Origin of the sequence: Vreelandella janggokensis, assembly GCF_031451615.1 — a bacterium.
In the GTDB taxonomy this organism is placed as follows: Bacteria; Pseudomonadota; Gammaproteobacteria; order Pseudomonadales; family Halomonadaceae; genus Vreelandella; species Vreelandella janggokensis.
Genome location: NZ_JARWAJ010000003.1, coordinates 233,816 through 251,971, shown reverse-complemented (window position 1 = coordinate 251,971; position 18,156 = coordinate 233,816). Strand labels below are relative to the sequence as shown.

Annotated in this window: 16 protein-coding genes; 8 read left to right on the top strand and 8 right to left on the bottom strand. The window is 58.9% G+C overall.

Annotated features, from left to right (window positions below):
* Positions 1 to 170 precede the first annotated feature (170 nt).
* On the top strand, positions 171 to 311 hold the full coding sequence (locus QC816_RS10765; protein WP_309782106.1) for a hypothetical protein: 141 nt from the start codon (positions 171 to 173) through the stop codon (positions 309 to 311).
* Positions 312 to 404: 93 nt separating this feature from the next.
* Here QC816_RS10765 and QC816_RS10760 read toward each other — a convergent pair whose 3' ends face one another.
* Entirely contained in the window at positions 405 to 3,548 is a 3,144-nt protein-coding gene (locus tag QC816_RS10760; RefSeq protein WP_309782104.1) for an acyl-[ACP]--phospholipid O-acyltransferase, read from the bottom strand.
* A gap of 160 nt (positions 3,549 to 3,708) precedes the next feature.
* On the opposite strand from QC816_RS10760, the gene QC816_RS10755 reads away from it, so the two are divergent.
* On the top strand, positions 3,709 to 4,458 hold the full coding sequence (locus QC816_RS10755; protein WP_199284783.1) for a helix-turn-helix domain-containing protein: 750 nt from the start codon (positions 3,709 to 3,711) through the stop codon (positions 4,456 to 4,458).
* On the opposite strand, the gene QC816_RS10750 is transcribed toward QC816_RS10755, so the two are convergent.
* The gene (locus tag QC816_RS10750) at positions 4,455 to 5,390 is read right to left on the bottom strand and encodes a LysR substrate-binding domain-containing protein (protein ID WP_264824426.1); all 936 of its coding nucleotides are present in this window, start codon (positions 5,388 to 5,390) and stop codon (positions 4,455 to 4,457) included. The two genes, QC816_RS10755 and QC816_RS10750, sit on opposite strands and share 4 nt — an antisense overlap.
* A 97-nt stretch (positions 5,391 to 5,487) precedes the next feature.
* Here QC816_RS10750 and QC816_RS10745 point away from each other — a divergent pair, with 97 nt between their 5' ends.
* A complete protein-coding gene (locus QC816_RS10745) occupies positions 5,488 to 6,417 on the top strand; it encodes a DMT family transporter (RefSeq protein ID WP_309782100.1) in 930 nt (309 codons plus the stop codon).
* 42 nt (positions 6,418 to 6,459) lie between these two features.
* On the opposite strand, the gene QC816_RS10740 is transcribed toward QC816_RS10745, so the two are convergent.
* The 5 genes from QC816_RS10740 to QC816_RS10720 all read right to left on the bottom strand — a co-directional run bounded on the left by QC816_RS10740 (position 6,460) and on the right by QC816_RS10720 (position 9,581).
* Complete coding sequence (locus QC816_RS10740; RefSeq protein WP_199284784.1) at positions 6,460 to 6,798, bottom strand: AzlD domain-containing protein; 339 nt, start codon at positions 6,796 to 6,798, stop codon at positions 6,460 to 6,462.
* Positions 6,795 to 7,517: an AzlC family ABC transporter permease gene (locus QC816_RS10735; protein WP_085920204.1), complete on the bottom strand. Its 723-nt coding sequence runs from the start codon at positions 7,515 to 7,517 to the stop codon at positions 6,795 to 6,797. Before QC816_RS10735 ends, QC816_RS10740 begins: the two co-directional genes overlap by 4 nt.
* Positions 7,514 to 8,044, bottom strand: coding sequence for a helix-turn-helix domain-containing protein (locus QC816_RS10730; protein ID WP_199284785.1), 531 nt, complete (start codon positions 8,042 to 8,044; stop codon positions 7,514 to 7,516). The genes QC816_RS10735 and QC816_RS10730 overlap by 4 nt, the downstream gene beginning before the upstream one ends.
* Positions 8,045 to 8,168: 124 nt before the next feature.
* Entirely contained in the window at positions 8,169 to 8,450 is a 282-nt protein-coding gene (locus tag QC816_RS10725; protein ID WP_085920206.1) for a hypothetical protein, read from the bottom strand.
* Positions 8,451 to 8,966: 516 nt separating this feature from the next.
* Positions 8,967 to 9,581 carry a CDP-alcohol phosphatidyltransferase family protein gene (locus QC816_RS10720; protein WP_085920207.1) on the bottom strand — a complete coding sequence of 205 codons (615 nt, stop codon included), beginning with the start codon at positions 9,579 to 9,581 and terminating at the stop codon, positions 8,967 to 8,969.
* 284 nt (positions 9,582 to 9,865) lie between these two features.
* On the opposite strand from QC816_RS10720, the gene QC816_RS10715 reads away from it, so the two are divergent.
* The 5 genes from QC816_RS10715 (at position 9,866) to QC816_RS10695 (ending at position 16,674) form a co-directional block, all read left to right on the top strand.
* Positions 9,866 to 11,497, top strand: coding sequence for an SLC13 family permease (locus tag QC816_RS10715; RefSeq protein WP_085920208.1), 1,632 nt, complete (start codon positions 9,866 to 9,868; stop codon positions 11,495 to 11,497).
* Between the two features lie 94 nt (positions 11,498 to 11,591).
* On the top strand, positions 11,592 to 12,737 hold the full coding sequence (locus QC816_RS10710) for an exonuclease SbcCD subunit D (RefSeq protein ID WP_309782093.1): 1,146 nt from the start codon (positions 11,592 to 11,594) through the stop codon (positions 12,735 to 12,737).
* The gene (locus QC816_RS10705) at positions 12,734 to 15,337 is read left to right on the top strand and encodes an AAA family ATPase (protein ID WP_309782091.1); all 2,604 of its coding nucleotides are present in this window, start codon (positions 12,734 to 12,736) and stop codon (positions 15,335 to 15,337) included. Before QC816_RS10710 ends, QC816_RS10705 begins: the two co-directional genes overlap by 4 nt.
* A gap of 117 nt (positions 15,338 to 15,454) precedes the next feature.
* Positions 15,455 to 16,195, top strand: coding sequence for a tellurite resistance TerB family protein (locus tag QC816_RS10700; RefSeq protein WP_085920211.1), 741 nt, complete (start codon positions 15,455 to 15,457; stop codon positions 16,193 to 16,195).
* A complete protein-coding gene (locus tag QC816_RS10695; RefSeq protein ID WP_085920212.1) occupies positions 16,195 to 16,674 on the top strand; it encodes a phosphatidylglycerophosphatase A family protein in 480 nt (159 codons plus the stop codon). Before QC816_RS10700 ends, QC816_RS10695 begins: the two co-directional genes overlap by 1 nt.
* Positions 16,675 to 16,754: 80 nt before the next feature.
* On the opposite strand, the gene QC816_RS10690 is transcribed toward QC816_RS10695, so the two are convergent.
* Positions 16,755 to 18,137 carry an NAD-dependent succinate-semialdehyde dehydrogenase gene (locus QC816_RS10690; protein WP_309782087.1) on the bottom strand — a complete coding sequence of 461 codons (1,383 nt, stop codon included), beginning with the start codon at positions 18,135 to 18,137 and terminating at the stop codon, positions 16,755 to 16,757.
* Positions 18,138 to 18,156 lie beyond the last annotated feature (19 nt).

The following is an 18,156-nucleotide window of genomic DNA, read 5'->3' as shown; positions in this document are numbered from 1 at the left end:
ATGCCTTTAAACATCGTGCAGCGCGAGTTGCCCGACTGGGGCGCTACTTAAGGCCCGCCGGTTGATGGACCCTTTCCTGACATCATGCTGCTGCATGGCTCTGAAGGCGCGTGGGGGGAGCCACCGGGACGCGGTACTATTCGCCGCCCATGGCTTCTTGGCGTTCCCTTATGGCTACTCAAGCGGCGGTGTGGTCGGTTGAAATGACCAAGTGCCTGGAAAAACGCCTGCGTGAGCACGGTCGCAGCCCGGAAGTGCACTACTACGAAGACGAGGGTCATATACCTACCCAGCAGCGCTGGGCAGAATAGGCATTACGAGTTGCTGATGGGTTTCTTTTCAAAACATCTATAACTCACTTTGCATCATTTTACCCTGACCACGATTGCTCAATGACTGAAAGGTTAACGAGCAATCAAGGTCAAAAAACCATCTTCATCGATAAATCCTTCATCGCCGGTGACAAACCAACGCTGTTCGTCGAGCTCCTTGATGGCGGCGTCTGTGCGCTGCGGGTCACTAAGATAGCCTTTCATCACCTGCGGCCCGCTGATCAATATCATGCCCGCCTCGCCGGTAGTCAGTTCTGCAAAGCTTTCAGGGTCAACGATTTTGCAACTGGTGCCGGGCAGTGGCATGCCCACGGTGCCTGGCTTGCTGCCGCGTTGCACCTGCTGGTAGTTAGCGCCCATGGCGTCGGGCAGGTTGACCGATGCTACCGGTGCGGTTTCAGTCGCGCCATAGCCTTCGTAGATAGGCGTGCTGAATTTTTGAGCAAAGCTGGCGCGTACGCTCTCATCGAACGTCTCGGCCCCTACGACGACCGCCCGCAAGCTATCCAGCATTGGCGGGTAAACCTCTGAGCTATCGACAAACAACGGCAGCGAGCTGGGCATACTAAACATAAGGCTGACTTGGTACTTGGCAATGGCGCCGGCGATACCTGGAGCATCGGTGGGGGCGGGATGGCATACCAGCGGAAGCCCTTCAATCAACGGCAGCAGTTGGGTCACTGTGAGGCCAAAGGCGTGAAACAGCGGCAGTGAGCCCATTACCACGTCGTTGCTCTGTGTGTTGAGTACATCCGAGGTTTGTTTGATATTGGCCATCAGGTTGCGGTGGCTCAGCATCACGCCCTTGGGTTCGCCTTCGCTGCCACTGGAGAACAGAATGGCGGCAGTCGCGTCGGCATCGTGGCCGTGGCAGAAGCAGCGCTGTAGCAGCCAAGTCGGCAGTATTCTCACCGCAAACCAGGTGCTCAAACGCTCGGCATTACCAATCGTGGTCTGCAGGTCTTCTAAAAAGACCACCTGCTGCTCACCAAGCCATTGGCTACCGTCGAGTCCGCGCTGCTCAAGCGTCTTCAAAAATCGCCGTGAGGTGAATACGGTGGTGATTTCCGCCTGGGAAAGGGCGGACGTCAACGCTTCCTGGTCGGCGGTGTAATTCAGGTTCACCAGCGTTTTACCGGCCAGCAGCGTGGCCATATTGGCAATGACCCCGGCACTGCTGGTGGGCAGCAGCAGGCCAACGTTCTGTCCTGGGTTGAGTTTGCGAATCCGTTTAGCCATGAGCAGGCTGGCGGTGAGTGCCTGGCTTGCGTTGAGTGGGTGGCCCTGGGTATCGGCCAAGGCAAGTTCGCCAGGGCGACGCTTAACACTTTGAATCCAGGCATTAGGCAGGGTGGGTAGGTCGTCCATGGCCTGCTGCCAGGAGCGGGTCGCCTGCTCGAAAATACGCCGTTTCAGCACATCCGCGGGGGTATCTTTGGGCAGCGGTTTGCCAAAGGCGACCACGACCGAGCGGTGCAGGGGCGCATTGCGCAGCTCCTTTAACTTGCTGGACGAGCGGGAAAACTGGCTACCCCAGAGGCCGCGCAGGTAGAAAGGCACGATTTTTACGTCGGGGTTAGCCATTCCACAGGCGCGCTCGTAGCCCCGGCGGAACTCACCCAGCTGGCCAGTGCGGCTGATCGCCCCTTCAGGAAACAGGCACACCACCTCGCCTGCGTTGAGTTGTTCAGCAACATCGGCCAGGGCCTTTTCGGCACCGCTGCCACGCTCGATGGGAATGCAGCCCAAGGATTTTAAGAACCAGCGCAGGTACCAGCGCTGGTAAACCGATCTGAGCATGACAAAGCGCACGGGGCGGGGGCTGGCGATCTGTACCATGGCCCAATCCACCCAACTGATATGGTTGCCCAGTAGCAGCACACCTCCCTGGGCGGGCAGGTTCTGCAAGCCATGCACATCGACCCGGTAGCGACGAGTCATCAAGAAGCTCAACAGGAAGCGCACCAGGCTTTGGGGCAGCTTAACAATGGTGTAACCGCCGCCGACCATCGCCACCGTGGCAATGAGCAACAGCAGGTAGTGGCTGTCTACTCCTGCCAGTGCGAACAGCGCCGTGAGCACCAAAAAGCCCAGCATGGCGATGTTTTGAATCCAGTTGTTGGCAGCCAGCACGGTGCCTAGCTCGTTGTCGGCGGCGTGAAACTGAATCAGCGCGTTAAGCGGTACGATAAACAGTCCACCCATCATGCCAATAAACACAAAGTTCAGCGCTTGACCAACAGGTGTGGTGAACAGCGGCAGGCACCATAGCCCCACGGCTACCCCAACAGCACCGACGGGAATCAAGCCCGTTTCTATGCGGTTATGTGAAAGCTTGCTGGCAAGCATGGAGCCCAGCGCAATCCCGATACCGCTAGCCGCCAGAATGCCTTGCAGTACCAGGGTGTTATCGATACTGAGGGCGTCTTTTGCATAGGCGGGAAAGGCCGCCAGTAGCACTTGGCCCACCGACCAGAAGGTGGCCAGGCCGATAATGGACAGCCTGATGACGGGCTGGCGGACGATAATCTGCAGGTTATCTTTTAGTGCAGCACCCCTAATGTAGCGTTGCCAAGTCAATGGAGTATCAGATTGCGTAGTGCTATCAAGCGGAAGACGGTAAAGCGTTGCCACCTGAATAGCGCTATTGAGTACCAGTAGCCAGCCCAGGGGCGCTATCTGGCGCAACAGCTGCGCTGGCGTTTGATCGGTAGGTGTTATCCAGGTTTCAAACAGTGCGGTAAACGCCACGGTACCTGCCAGAATGGCCCCAATGGTGACGGCCTGGATCAACCCGTTGGCTTCTGCCAGGCGCGGCTTGCCGAACAGCCCTTTTACCAAGCCGTACTTGGCCGGGGAGTAGAAAGCCGATTGGATCGCCAGCAGTAGCGTCATCGCAAAGGCCAGCCAGAACCAGCCTTGATAGTAAGCGGCGGTGATGCCCAGTGAAACCACAACGGCAGCCCAGGCTGATGTGCGCAGAATGCGCACCTTGGGGTAGCTGTCTGCCACGTGCCCCGCCGGGCTAAACAGCAAAATAAAGGGCAGCAGGATAAGTCCGTTGACCAACGCGGTGAGGACGACCTGTGTTTCACCGTCGTAACTTTTGAAGATCGTGTTCTGAATGACAATCTTGTGCCCCAGATCCACAAAAGCATTGAGGAAGATGGCGATCAGGTAGGGCAAAGCGCCTTTCAATTGCAGCAGTCGGTGCATGGTTGTGTAGCCTTATAAGTCCCTGTAAGTATTCGCACTTTCTAAGTAAGGCTTGCTTGTTGCAACTAATTTGCGAAAAGTTGTGTTATAAGTGCCGGTTGGTATCACTACCTGCTACTTTTTATGTATGGTGCGCCTTCATTCCGCTTACGAGATGTCTATGTCCCAAGCCGATTCGCTGATTGAAACGCTAAAACGCCAGCTTCGTGCTCAGGGTAAAACCTATGCCGATGTTGCCCGGTGGTTGGGGCTTAGCGAGGCCTCGGTGAAGCGCCTGTTCGCTGAAAAGCACTTTACTTTGGCGCGGCTAGAGTGCATCTGTGATCAGCTTAACCTTGAGTTCGTCGAACTGGTGCAGACCATGCAGGCAGGGGAGCAGCGTCTGCAGGAACTGACTCAGGCCCAGGAGCAAAGTATCGTCGATGACCGTGAGCTGTTTCTGGTAGCGGTCTGCGTTATCAATGGCTATAGCTTCGACGAAATTCATCACCAGTACCAGCTAAGCGAACTGGAGTGTACCCGGCAGTTACTCAAGCTTGAGCGGCTTCAGCTTATTGAGCTACTCCCCGGTAACCGTATCAGGCGGCGGTTAGCCGCTAATTTTCGCTGGCGGGTGAACGGGCCGATCCAGCGTTTCTTCCAGCAGTACATCGCCAACGAGTTTTTCCGCTCTCGCTTTGATAGCGACAGCGAAAAGCTGGTCGTACTCAATGGCTTGCTATCCCCCGCGGGTAATGCCGAATGGCAGCAGACCATGCAGCGTCTTGCTAAAGAGTTCCACTCCCTGTGTGAACGAGAAAGCGGGCTGCCTATTCACCAGCGGTTTGGCACCACATCTGTGCTGGCGGTAAGGCAGTGGCAGTATGGGTTGTTTCAGGATTATAAACGTGAAGCCGAAGCAAAATCCTAACGTGCTGCGCCACGAAAGCGAGCCGCTTCTTGCTCTAACCATTCGATGAAACGTGCCACCGCCGGTGGCGTAACGCCTTCAGAAGGCAGAATCAGTTCATAGGCGAACGGAGAAGCGAGCGGATACTGTTCCGCAAATGGGCGCACCAACACCCCGCTGGCGAGTCGGTCGGCCACCAGTGGGTAGCTGGCCAGTACAACGCCTTGTCCGGCCATAGCCTGGTCGAGTGCCAAGCTGTAGAGCGAGTATTGGCGCTGATGGGGGATTTTATTGATGGCCACCCCGGCGTTTTTCAACCAGTCTTGCCAGCTTGGGATCGGATGGCCCGCCTGGCTGCACCAATCGACGGTGAGCAGTGTCTGGGCCAGCAAGTCGGCGGGCTCGTGTATATGTTCCTGGGTTAACAGGGTTGGCGAGCAAACAGGAAAGAGAGTGTCTTCAAATAGACGCTGGCTGGTAACGCCTGGCCAAGGCCCTTGGCCGTAGCGCAGCGATAAGCGCGCCCTGTTGGGCATCCATAACGGTGGCGTTAAGCGCGCCTCTGCATCCAGAGAGATCTCTATTTGCCGCTCTTGGGCTTCAAAACCGGGCAAGCGGGGGAGTAGCCAAAGTTGTAGGAAAGAAGGTGGTGCACTCAGTAGCAATCGAAAAGCGTCTTCTGAGCGCTCGGTGACGTTCTGCACGCCGCTGGCGATGCGCAAAAGCCCCGCTTGAACATCTTCAGCTAGCCCCCTGCCTGCTTCGGTGGCGCGCACCCCATTGGCATGCCGTTCAAACAGCGCTACGCCTAAGTGACCCTCCAGCTGTTTCACCTGTCGGCTAACGGCACCAGGGGTCACCCCTAAACGAGACGCAGCGGCTTTGAAACTGTTTTCCCGCACCGCTTCCGCAAACGCGCGCAGTGCATTCAGCGGTAGTCTCTCAATTCTCATGGCATGAGTTTTCCTGAGCCTAGACCCGATAAGTAATCGTTTGTACGCAATTTTGCTTACTGCTGCAATGAGCGCCTCGATGTTAGAGGAGCTCACGATGAATAATCAAAGGATAGTCTCAAATGCCGATGCTGGCGGCATGCTTGGGGGGTCGAAGCGCAAGTCTGTGGATGCGACAGCCGCATCGCTAATGCTGCTTTTTTGTCTGGTGTTGGGGTTTCAACAGGTGGCAATTAAAGGCGTGGCTGAGGATATCTCACCCATGGTGCAGATCGCCCTGCGCTCCGCTATCGCAGGTTGTCTGGTGGGGTTGCTTGCCTATTGGCGCGGCATTTGTTGGGCGGATATGGGCCGCCATTGGGGCCCAGGGTTACTGGTTGGCCTTGGGTTTGCGGCCGAGTTCGCTTTTGTTGCCTGGGGACTGACCTACACACTGGCATCGCATATGTCGGTCTTTCTTTATACAGCGCCCATCTTCGCAGCACTTGGACTACATCTCTGGGTGCCGGGTGAGCAGCTCTCTCTTCGCCAGTGGTGGGGCGTTGGCCTGGCGTTTCTGGGCATGGTGATTGCCATGGCGCCGAGCGGTGCCTATAGCATCGATATTCTGATCGGCGATGGGCTGGGTTTGCTGGCAGGGCTATCTTGGGCAGCGACGACGGTAGTGATCCGCAAGACCTCGCTTTCCGAGGCGCCTGTGGAGCTCACTCTGAGCTATCAATTGAGTGTGACGGCGCTGCTGTTGTTGCCGGTGGCGGCGCTATCAGGTCAACTGATGAGTGCGCAGTTTACATCCATGGCGGTCGCCAGTCTGGGTTTTCAGGCGCTGATTATTTCATTTGCCGCGCTGATGCTGTGGTTCACGCTGCTGCGTCGCTATCGCGCGTCTCAGTTGGGCGTGTTCTCTTTTCTGGGCCCGCTGTTCGGCGTACTTTTTGGTACCCTGTTACTCAACGAGCCGCTAAGCATCAATTTTCTGATGGGCGGCGGCGTTATCCTGATTGGCATCGTACTGGTGACGCGATAAAGCGATTGATCCCGGCGTGGTAGGCGGCGGTTTGACGAGGGTTTACCCCACTAACGCCGCCACGATTTCCACCAGGCCAAACACGCTGACGCCAGCGGCAACAGGCCAACCCAGCGAGCGTAATCGCCACCACACTAACAGCGTGACGCCAAGCCCGATGACGGTCGCTATCCAGGAAATGAGACTAGGGCTCACTGGCACAATCGAAACGCCTAGCACGGCGGCAATCATCAGCGGACCGAGAATGCCAAGCCACTGGGGCATGGCATTCATACCGGTGTCGCTATCCAGGCGGCGCTGCATCCACATGAATGGCACCACCCGCATCAGCAGGGTCCCCAAGGCCGACACTACAACGGCGAGCCAAAGCGCGGTGCTCATGAGTCACGCCTCCTTTTTTCGAATTTGACCGTATAGAAGCATAGCGCGCCGCAGGCAGCCGCCAGCGGAATCGCCACGTTGCTCCAGCCGATCAGCGTCAAACCCAGCGCAGCCAGAATGGTGAGCCCCATGGCCATTGCCCAGCGTTTATCGGTAAAGCGAGGCGCCACCATGGTAAGAAACAGCGCGGGGAGCGCGAAGGGCATAATCTCGCCCAATAGCGGCCAGCGGGCGGTAAACGCTTCCCCGGCGGTGGCGCCCACGGCAGTGCCGATGATCCAGGTGCCCCAGGCCAGCAGCGAGGCGCCGACAAACCAGCTAAACCGTTTGGCGTCAGGCAGCTGGGGTAAGCGCGTCAGGGCAAGCGCAAACACCTGATCGGTCAGGCCGTGCATCAGCCAGGGCCAGTGGCGGCTGCGCGGTAATAACGCCGCCAGGTTAGGGCCGTACACCACATGGCGTACGTTAATCAGCATTGTCATTGCCACGACAAGCCATAGTGGAGACCCCGCGGCCACCATGCCCACGAACAGGAACTGCGAAGCACCAGCGTAAATAAGCGTCGAGATCACGACCGCTTCCCAGGTGCTGAAGCCTGCCTGGGTGGCAATCAAGCCAAACGAAAGGGACACCGGTATGTAGCCGCCCAGTAGCGGAATGGCTTCACGAACGCCCTGCAACGCGCTTCGGGCGGGCGAATGTTGGGCAATCTGGCTCATGGTGTTTCGCCTTCTTTGCCATAGGTAATCGTCATTAGCAGGGTGGCCGCCGCTGATTGGGTGCGGTAGAGGTGGGGTTGATCAGCGCAAAAGGTGACATGGCACCCGGGGGTCAGTGTTGTCGTGTCACCCTCAGGCCCGGCTTCCAGCCAGCCGCTGATCAGCGTGAGGGATTCTCGCGTGCCCGCTGTATGGGCTTCAGCATGCCGCAATGTATGGGGTGCGCAGCGCATCCAGTAGGCATCCACCTGGGGGCAATCCTTGCCCTGATCGATCAGGCGTACCTGAACGCCGTCTTCGCCGAGCGGCACGGAAATAGGCGCGACCAAGGTGCCGAAGGGCACATTCAACTGCACGGCCAGGCGCCAGATCGTGTCCAGGGTGGGGTTGCCGTTGCCTTGTTCGAGGCGGCACAGGTTGGATTTGGCGATACCTGCCTCGCTGGCTAGCTGCGAAAGCGACCAGCCACGTTCAAGGCGGAGTCTTTGTAAATGGTGGCCAAGGGTCTTGAGTGAAAGTGAATCCATGGGAGCGCCGCCTCTTGGCTTTATAAATGTTCCTTTTATAGAACGTTCTATATAAAGAACAGGCGGCTGTCAAACTGCTTGCTAGGCGATGCTCCGTCGTCAGTGGGCGAGGGAAGATAGCCCGCTAGGCTAAGGCGGCGCTTTTTGAGGGCGTCGCAATGGGCACGCTCATGGCATCGATATTTGCGTAGCCCTTTTCAACCAGCGCAACCACGTCCGGGGATGAGCCCCAGCGCAACAGCATGGTGTCGATTAACTGTTCGGCTTCGTTAAAGCGGCCGCAGTGGCTAAGCAGCTTGGCCACGGTGTAATCGCAGGCGGGGGTGTCAAACATGTCGTCCTTGATTTCCTGAATGGCGAGTTGCAGTCCGGCCTGTGAAATCTCAATACGCTGTTCGCGTTGCATAGCACGTCTCCTTGTGAATGCGGGGTCGTCAATATCGGGCTCTGCCGATGTTTATTATGTTGTACCTATATTGTACGAGGCGGAGCCTATTATAATGCTTCTCATCGTGCGATAACCTGGGATATGCAAACGAAAGGTTATTGCAGATTCACCTTCCCGAACAGCAATTGCCTTCAATTTTCTACCGCATTTATTTAAATAACATGGGTTTATATTTCAATGAAGGGGGCTGGAGTTATGAGCCTGGTAGTGTCACCCATGGTTCGCGTCCCAGTAAAAAAATTTATGCAAATCTTTGCAATGTTGGCGGTTAGCATCTAAGGTTACCGGTGTGTAGGACAAGGAATCGTCTGGCACGCCAGGAAGGCAGGCTTACGGATAAGCCACCAAGCCCGATAGGAAATCAAATGACAGGACGTCATACAGCACATGCCATGGAAAGGTATCCAGGAGGGATACAAACGACAGGACGTCGGTGAGATGCATGAAGGCCCCCGAGAGGGGGTTTTTTTGTGTCTAAACATCACGCCTAAGGGTGAGGTAACCGCCCCATAGCCGTGTGGTGGTGGTGATCAGGCAGGCCACCGCGAAAATACTGGCGAGTAGCGGGAAATGCTGAGGAAACAGGCAAAACACCACCAACGCAACAAAGGTTTCGGTGCCCTCGGTGAGCCCTTCCAGGTAGTAAAACGCTTTTGTCGGAAAGTCGGGCCGCTCGACGCCGCGCTGTTTGGCGGCAATCGCAAACGCTAGAAACGACGTGCCGGTGCCGATAAAGGTAAACAGCAGGAAAGCGGCAGCCAGGGCATTCTCTGCCGGGTTGGCCAACGCAAAGCCCAACACGACGGCTGAATAAAAAACGAAATCCAGACCGATATCCAGAAACCCCCCTGCCTCGCTCGTCTGGCCGCTCACCCGAGCCAAGGCGCCATCCAGCCCATCTCCCAGGCGATTCAGCAATACCGCCACCAAGGCAAGCGCGTAATGCTCCCATGCCAACAAGGGCAGAGCAGTGATGCCGATCAGGAAAGCGATAAAGGTCACCTGGTCGGGCGTGGCACGCCCGGTAAGCCGATGGGCGAGCCGTTCAAGTGGGCGATGGGTCAGGGGCATGGTCCAGCGGTCTAGCATACGGCGCTCCTTGGGGTGAATGACGATGAAACCAGCAAGCTAACATACCGGCCGAGCGGCGACCCGACCTATGAGGCCATGCTTATGAATTAAACTAAAGTCGTTATACTTTAGTATCAATGATGAATAAATCACTGGACGCCAGGCGCAGGGGCATGGAAAACGGGGGCCGAAGAAGGCGCGTGCCCTGACGGTTCCGGTCGCTATGGGTGGGTCGTGTGTATTCTTCATAACCTTACACACTTTCGGTGAGCGAAGTACGTCGTATGCTAAGCAATGGAATGATGACGGTGTGGAACCAGCTTTGGGCTTCCCACCAGCAGGCAAAAACCCTGTTACTGTGCGCGCTACCTACCACGGGCGGTTCGGGAAGCGGTAGTGCGTCTGGCAATAATGGCGCGGGCCCCGAGCCGCGTCCACCGGCGTATACAAAGCCGCAAAAAGTAGGGCTGCTGCTTGGCCCGCTGCTGTTCGCCTTTGTGGTGTTGTTCTTTCATCCTGCCGACCTGAGTTTTGAAGGCCGGATGGTGCTGGCCACGACGCTATGGGTCGCGGTGTGGTGGATTACCGAGGCGATCCCGATTCCGGCCACGTCGCTGCTGCCCATTGTCTTGCTGCCGATCACCGGGGCGCTTGAAAGCAGTCGGGTGACAGCGGCCTACGGCAACCCGATTATCTTCCTGTTCCTGGGCGGCTTCATGATCGCCCTGGCCATGGAGAAATGGGGGCTGCACAAGCGTATTGCGCTGGTGATCATTGGCCTGCTGGGAACCAGTATCAATCGCATCGTGCTTGGCTTCATGGCGGCCACCGGCTTTTTGTCGATGTGGGTGTCCAACACCGCCTCGGTGATGATGATGCTGCCGATTGGCACGGCGATTGTGTACCAGGTTACCCAGGAGCTGAGCAAAACAGATGGCGACCACAGCGACGATATCGATAAATTCAGCAAGGCACTGATATTTGGTATCGGCTACGGCGGCACCATTGGTGGCCTGGGCACCTTGATTGGCACGCCGCCCAATATCATCCTGGCAGCCACCGTATCGGAGCTGTTTGGGGTTCAGATTTCCTTTGCCGAATGGATGTTCTTCGCCTTTCCCGTGGTGGTGATTCTGCTCTTTGCGGCCTGGCTGTTGCTGACCAAGGTAGTTTATCGCGTCAGGTTTGCCGATTTGCCTGGGGGCAAGGCGGTGATCGACAAGGAGAAGCAGGCCCTGGGCGCCACGCGCTTTGAAGAAAAAGCCGTGCTGGCCGTGTTCCTGTTCGCCGCCTTTATGTGGATCACGCGCTCGTTTTTATGGGAAGGACAGTTGCTCAATATTCCCGGCATCAACGACACCATGATTGCCATGGTGGCGGCCATTGCGCTGTTTTTGATTCCCTCCAAACGTCGCGGCGGCTGCTTGCTGGACTGGGAGGTGGCCAAGGATGTGCCCTGGGGCATTCTGCTGCTGTTCGGTGGCGGTCTGGCGATTGCGGCGGGCTTCAGCGCCTCGGGACTGGCCGAGTGGATCGGCGAGCAGATGAGCGTGCTGGAAGGCGTCAACTTCCTGCTGGTGATTCTGATGGCCAGCGCCATGGTACTGTTCCTGACCGAGATCACCTCGAATACCGCCACGGCGACGATGATTTTGCCGGTGCTGGCGTCGTTGGCGCTGGCGCTAAACGTGCATCCCTTCGTGCTGATGGTGCCCGCGGCCATGGCCGCCAACTGCGCCTTCATGCTGCCGGTGGGTACGCCGCCCAACGCGATCATTTTCGCCACGGGCAAAATCAAGATCGCCGAGATGGTGCGCAACGGCTTCGGGCTCAATATCCTGGCGCTGGTGTTGATCGTCGCGGCGGTCTATATCCTGCTGCCGATGATGTGGGGCGTTGATTTGACCAGCTACCCCGACGCTTTCCGCCGCTGATTCACTGACGGTTGAGCTTGTCCTTTAACGCCCCGCCAACAGCGGGGCGTTTTGCTAGTATGATGCCGTCATTCTTCTTGTTGCTGAGTTTGCCATGCGCCTACTGCACACCGCCGACTGGCACCTGGGTCGGCTGTTTCACAACCTTTCGCTGCTGGATGACCAGCGTTACGTACTCGATCAACTGGTCGATATCATCGACCGGGAGGCCGTCGATGCGGTGTTGATCGCCGGGGATATCTACGACCGCTCGGTGCCGCCTGCTTTGGCGGTCGCCCTGCTGGACGACGTTCTGAAGGCACTGTGCAGCGAACGCAACCTGCCGGTGGTGATGATTTCCGGCAACCACGACAGCGCCCAGCGGCTGGGCTTTGGCGCAAGCCATTTACGCCAGGCGGGGCTGCACATTCTGTCTGATCTGACGGACATCGAGCGGCCGGTAACGCTGTCTGCCAAAGGCGTGGAGGTGGACATCTTCGGCATTCCCTACGCCGACCCGGAATATGTGCGCAGCCAGTTAGAGGTAGACGTGCGCGACTTCGACGGCGCCCATCGCTACCTGGTCGAGCGTATCAACGCCCAGCGCCACCCAACACGCCCGACGGTGCTGATGAGCCACTGCTTTGTGGATGGTGGCAGCGCATCCGACTCCGAGCGTCCGTTGACGCTCGGCGGTGCCGAGAGCGTCGCCTGGGAGCCCATGCAATCGTTCGACTACGTGGCGTTGGGGCATTTGCACGGCCCCCAATACCGTGGCGGAGAGCACATCCGCTACAGTGGCTCCCTGCTCAAGTACAGCTTTTCCGAAGCAAGCCAGCGCAAGGGCGTTACCCTGGTGGATATCGACGAACAGGGTGTCTGCCACATCGAGCACCGCCCTTTGACGCCGCGCCTGGACGTGCGCGTCCTGGAAGGCGAGCTGGATTCGCTTATTGCCCAGGGGCTTGGCGACCCTCATGCAGACGACTACCTACTGGTTCGCCTGACCGACCGCCATGCCATCCTCGACCCCATGGGCAAGCTGCGGGAGGTCTACCCCAACGTCATGCACCTGGAAAAGCCGGGCATGCTGGAATCCCGCGGCCGCCAACAGCTGGATCGCGAGCGGCTGCGGTTCAGCGCGCTGGACATGTTCAGTGATTTCTTCGCCCAGACCAGCGGCGAGGCGATGACCGACGAGCAGGCCGAGGCCATGAACGAGCTGATCAGCCAGCTCAACCGTGACGAGGAGAACCGATGACGCCGCTAAGCTTGACCATGCAGGCCTTTGGCCCCTTCGCCGGTCGTGAAAACCTCGACTTCACCGCGCTGGGGCAAAGCCCGCTGTTTCTGATCAACGGCCCCACTGGTGCGGGCAAAAGCTCGATTCTGGACGCCCTGTGCTTTGCGCTTTATGGCCAGACTACCGGTGCCGAACGTGACGCCAGCCAGATGCGCTGCGACCAGGCCGCGGCGGATGCGCTTACCGAAGTGACGCTGGACTTTCGCCTGCGCGGCAACGCCTACCGGATACGCCGCGTACCCCAGCAGGAGCGCCCCAAGGCGCGTGGCGAAGGAACCACCACGCAAAACGCGGAAGCCCAGCTTTGGCAACTGACGGCTGAAGGCGAGCAGGGCGACTGCCTGGTCGCCAAAAGCGTCAACGACGCCACGACTCAGGTCCAGGGCCTGATAGGGCTCGACGCCAGCCAGTTCCGCCAGGTGATGGTGTTGCCCCAGGGCAAGTTTCGCGAGATGTTGCTGGCGGACTCGAAAGACCGCGAAAAAATCTTTTCTCAGCTGTTTCAAACACAGATTTTTCAACGCATCGAAGAGCATCTGCGGACCCAGGCCAACCAGATCGAGCGCGACGTCAATAACCACCGCCAGCGGGTGCAGGGTATCCTGCAGGCCAGCGATGTGGAAAACGATGCCGCGCTCGACGAGGAACGCCGTTCTCTGGAGCCCCGGCGCCAGGCCGCCCAGCACGACCTTGCCGAGGTCAGGGCGCGCCGTGAGGCCGCTGAAAACGCCGAGCGCCAGGGCAGGGAGTTACAGGCCCAGTTTGATCAACAGGCCAGGCTCAAGGCGGCCAGGAAAGAACTGCTAGATCAGAAAGACGACATCGACGACGCCCAGGCAAGGCTGGCCGCTCATGCCCAGACACAGGCGTTGGCAACGGTTTACCAGCGCCTGCAAGCCGCCCAGCAAACGACCCGGTCGACCCGTGATGAGCTCGCCCAGGCAGAACGCACTGTGGCCGACCAGCGAGTCGCGCAGGCCGATGCCCAGCGAGCGCTGGCGGATGCCAAGCCGCCGTTTGAGCAGCTACCTGCGATGCGCGAGCAGGCGTTTCGCTTGCACCGTGCCGTTGAGCAATGCCAGGAACTGGCTGCGCTTGAGAGCCAGCGTGAGCAGCTTGCCCAGGAGGTTGAAAGCGCGGCGGCCGAGGTCACGCGACTGCGGCCAGGCGTTGAAGCCGCAGAGCAGCATGCCACCGCGCAGGAAATGCGCTGGCATCAGGGGCAGGCGGCGCTTCTGGCGGCGCGCCTGGAAACCCGAATGCCTTGCCCGGTCTGTGGCAGTCTCGACCACCCGGCCCCGGCGAGCGCCGAACAGGCGCCGGTGACCCAGGCCGAGGTCAAACAGGCCCGTACAGCGTTCGATAAAGCCCGTCAGGCGCTCTCGAAAGCCGAGCAGCACCATGCGCAGCTAAGCCAGCAACTCGCCGACAAGGCCTCGCATTGTCAGCGACTACGCGACGAACTGGGTGAGCAGTCCTCGCTGGAGGCGCTGGAAGCCGCGCAGGCCAAGCTCAAGGCCGATATGCAAGCCGCCGAAACCGCCTGGCAAACCGCTCAGGAAAAAGCCCAGCAGGCCCAGACGGCGCTGGCTCGCGCCGAGACAACGCTGGACGACGCTAAAAAGCGCCAAGCCCGCGCCAGTAGTGCCCTTGATGAGGCGCAGCAGGCGTGGCAAAACGCCCTGGCTGAGAGTGTCTTCGACGACGAAGAAGCGTTCAACCAGGCGCGGTTAACCGATGACGAGGCGCGACGGCTCAATGAGGCGGTGGCCCACTTTCAGCGCGAACAGGCCAAGCTGGAAGGGCAGTTGGAGGCAATTCACACTCGCCTTGAGGGGCAGGCATTGCCGGATCTAATCGCCCTGGCAGAACAGGTCGCTGAGGCAAAGGCCCAGGAGCAGGTCTTTGAAAAAAACTATCAGCAGCTGGCCACTCGGATTGAGCACTTGGATGCCACGCGAGAAAAGCTTGACGCCGCCCATGCCGCCCAGGCATCCCTTGAAGCCCAGTATCGGGTATGGGGTACATTGAGCGAGGTCGCCAACGGCCGCACGGGGCACCGCATCAGCCTGCAGCGGTTTGTGCTCGGCGTCCTGCTGGACGACGTGCTGATTCAAGCCTCCGAACGCCTGGTGCACATGAGCCGCGGTCGCTATCAGTTGGTGCGCCGGGAAGACCCATCCAAAGGCAATCGCGCCTCGGGGCTGGAGCTTGACGTGGCCGATACCTACACCGGCAAGAACCGTCCGGTGGCGACGTTATCGGGCGGTGAATCCTTTATGGCCGCGCTCTCTCTGGCACTGGGGCTTTCCGATGTGGTGCAGGCCTACGCTGGCGGCATTCAGCTGGATACGCTATTTATCGATGAAGGCTTTGGCAGCCTCGACCAGGATGCGCTGGACCAGGCGATTGCCATGCTTAGTGAACTGCAAATGGGCGGTCGCATGATCGGGATTATTTCCCACGTCAGCGAACTCAAGGAGCAAATCCCGGTCCGTGTTGACGTGCGGTCGAGTCGTCAAGGAAGCTCGGTGGACATAAAGGGTGCACTGCGTTAATGCCAGGGGGCATTAGGTTTTGCAGGCATGGTTCATGCTGCGTTCATGCAGCATGTTCTATAACGTGGGTTGGTCGTCAGCGAGTCCTGAAAAGACTCTCTACTTAGGAGTACAAGGATGAACGCAAGCAAGATTTTACAGCAACTGATGCAACAGGCAGGCGGTAGCCAGAAGGGCGGCAGCAGTGGTGGCGTCGATGTCAAAGGCATGCTGAGTGGCCTCTCTAAACAGCTCGGCGGGAGTGACCAGGGCGGCAAGTCAAGCGGCGGTTCATCGAGCGGGTTCGATATGAAAAGCCTGCTGGGTGGGGGCGCCATGGGCATGCTGGTCGGCTCCAAGCGCGGCCGTAAGCTGGGCGGCAAGGCCCTCAAGTACGGTGCCATTGCGGGTGTCGGGGTACTGGCCTGGAAGGCCTGGCAAAGCTCCCAGGCCGGCAAAAACGCGTCCGGCGAGTCGCAGGGCAGCGCCGAAGGGGAGCGCGTCGAGGTGCTGGACGGCGAGTATCAGGAGCGCCGCAGCCTGGAGTTGCTGCAAGCGATGATCATGGCCGCCCGGGCTGATGGTCATATCGACGAGCAGGAGCAGGCGCTGATCACCGAGCAGATTGATGAACTGGGCGCCGATCAGGAAATGCATAACTGGGTCGAGCGGCAGCTAAAGGCACCGCTGGACGCCCAGGCACTGGCCCGTGAAGCGGATTCACCCCAGGCAGCGCGGGAAATGTACCTGATCAGCGTGGCCGTGACCGACGAGCAAAACCCCATGGAGCGCGCCTGGCTCGATCAGTTGGCAAGCGCCCTTGAGTTATCGCCTGACATGGCCCGCGAGCTTGAACAACAAGCCCAACAGGCCGGCTGATGCTTGATACGCTCAATTTCTGGGTCGCCACCGGTTTTGGTCTGGGGTTGGCGCCGGTGGCCCCGGGTACCTTCGGTTCGCTGATTGGCATACCGTTGGCGTGGTGGTTGCTGGGCCGGCCCGTTGGCTATCAGGTAGCGGTGATCGCGGTGCTATTGGTAGTGGCAGTGCCGGTATGTCACGTCGCTGCCTGGCATTACGCGGGTCTGGATCACGGCAGTATCGTTGCCGATGAATATGTCGCCTTTCCATTGGCCGTCATCGGGTTAACGGCCGCGCGCCAGCCGCTGGTCATGCTGCTGGCGTTTGCGGTCTACCGTTTTTTCGATGGCTTGAAGCCGCCGCCGATTCACCTGGCCGAATATGTTCATGGCGGCTTGGGTATTGTGCTGGACGACGTGATTGCAGCCCTTGTGACCTGGGTCGTGCTGGCGCTACTGTTGAAGTTCTGGCAACGCCGAACGCTAAAAAGTACCTGACAATGCGCCTTAACTAAAAAGCGCCGCAGGCTAAACCTGCGGCGCTTTTCGTCATTGCATCAAGTTGTACTTATCGAAGCCTATTCCTTGACGACGATGACCGACTTGGCGTTGACGAATTCGTGCATACCGAAGCCGCCATGCTCTCGGCCGTAACCGGAGTCTTTTACGCCGCCAAACGGCATTTCCGGGGTGGCCACGCCAAAGCCGTTGATAAATACCATGCCGGTATCGAAGTTCTGGCTGGCAAGCTCGGTGGCACGCTTCACATCCTTGGAAATGATCCCACCGCCGAGGCCATAACGGCTGTCATTGGCAATGCGCATGGCATCGTCGTCATCCTTGGCGCGAATCAAGGCCGCCACCGGGCCAAACAGCTCGTCATCGTAGGCGGGCTGGCCGGGGGTGACGTTATCCAGCACGGTGACCGGATAGAAGGCGCCTTGGCCGTCGGGCTTCTGGCCGCCGCATAGGATCGTCGCGCCCTGGCGTACGCTTTCTTCCACCTGCTCATGGAGGTCGTCGCGTAAATCGACGCGCGCCATGGGGCCGACATCGGTGCCGTCTTGCGTGGGTTCGCCCACCTGCAGGGCGTTCATCCGCTCGACGAAACGCTCCTTGAAGGCCTCGTAGTTGGCCTCGGTCACCACAAAGCGTTTGGCGGCCACGCAGGTTTGCCCGGTGTTGTAGACACGACCCATCACACAGGTGTCCACGGCGACGTCCAGGTCGGCGTCGTCGAGTACCAGATAGGCGTCGTTGGAGCCCAGTTCGAGCACGGTCTTTTTCAGGTGCTCGGCGGCCTTGGCGGCGACCTTGCGGCCTGCACCGTCGCTGCCGGTCAGCGTGACGCCGCGCACCGCCTTATGGGCGATGACCTGGTCGGAGACGTCGTGGGAAATCACCAGCGTACGGAAAACGTTTTCCGGCAGGCCCGCCTCGCGGTAGATTTTTTCCAGCAGCAGGCCGCTACCGGTGACGCATTCGGCATGCTTCAGCAGCACTGCGTTACCCGCCATGATGTTGGCGATGGAATAACGCACGACTTGATAAGCGGGGAAGTTCCACGGCTGAATGCCGTAGATGACGCCCATCGGCGAATAGGTCACGATGCCGCGTTCACCGTTGCTCGGGTTGCGCGTTTCATCGGCAAGGGATTCCGGGCCGCGCTCGGCAGTGTAATCGCAGATGCCCACACACAGGTCGACTTCCTGATAGGCCTGCGAGGGCAGCTTGCCCATTTCCTTGACCATGAAGTCGGCAAGTTCTTCTTTGTGCGCCTTGAGCGCCTCGCCAATGGCCTTGACCACCTTGGCACGGTGTTCGAGAGGCTTGAGCCGCCAGTCGAGAAATGCCTGATGGCTGGCCTCCACGATCTGCATCGCCTGGCTTTCATCCATCAGCGCATAGGTCTGGAGTGTTTCGCCAGTGGTGGGATTGACGGTGGTGATGCTGTTGCTCATAAGATCTCCTATCTATAGA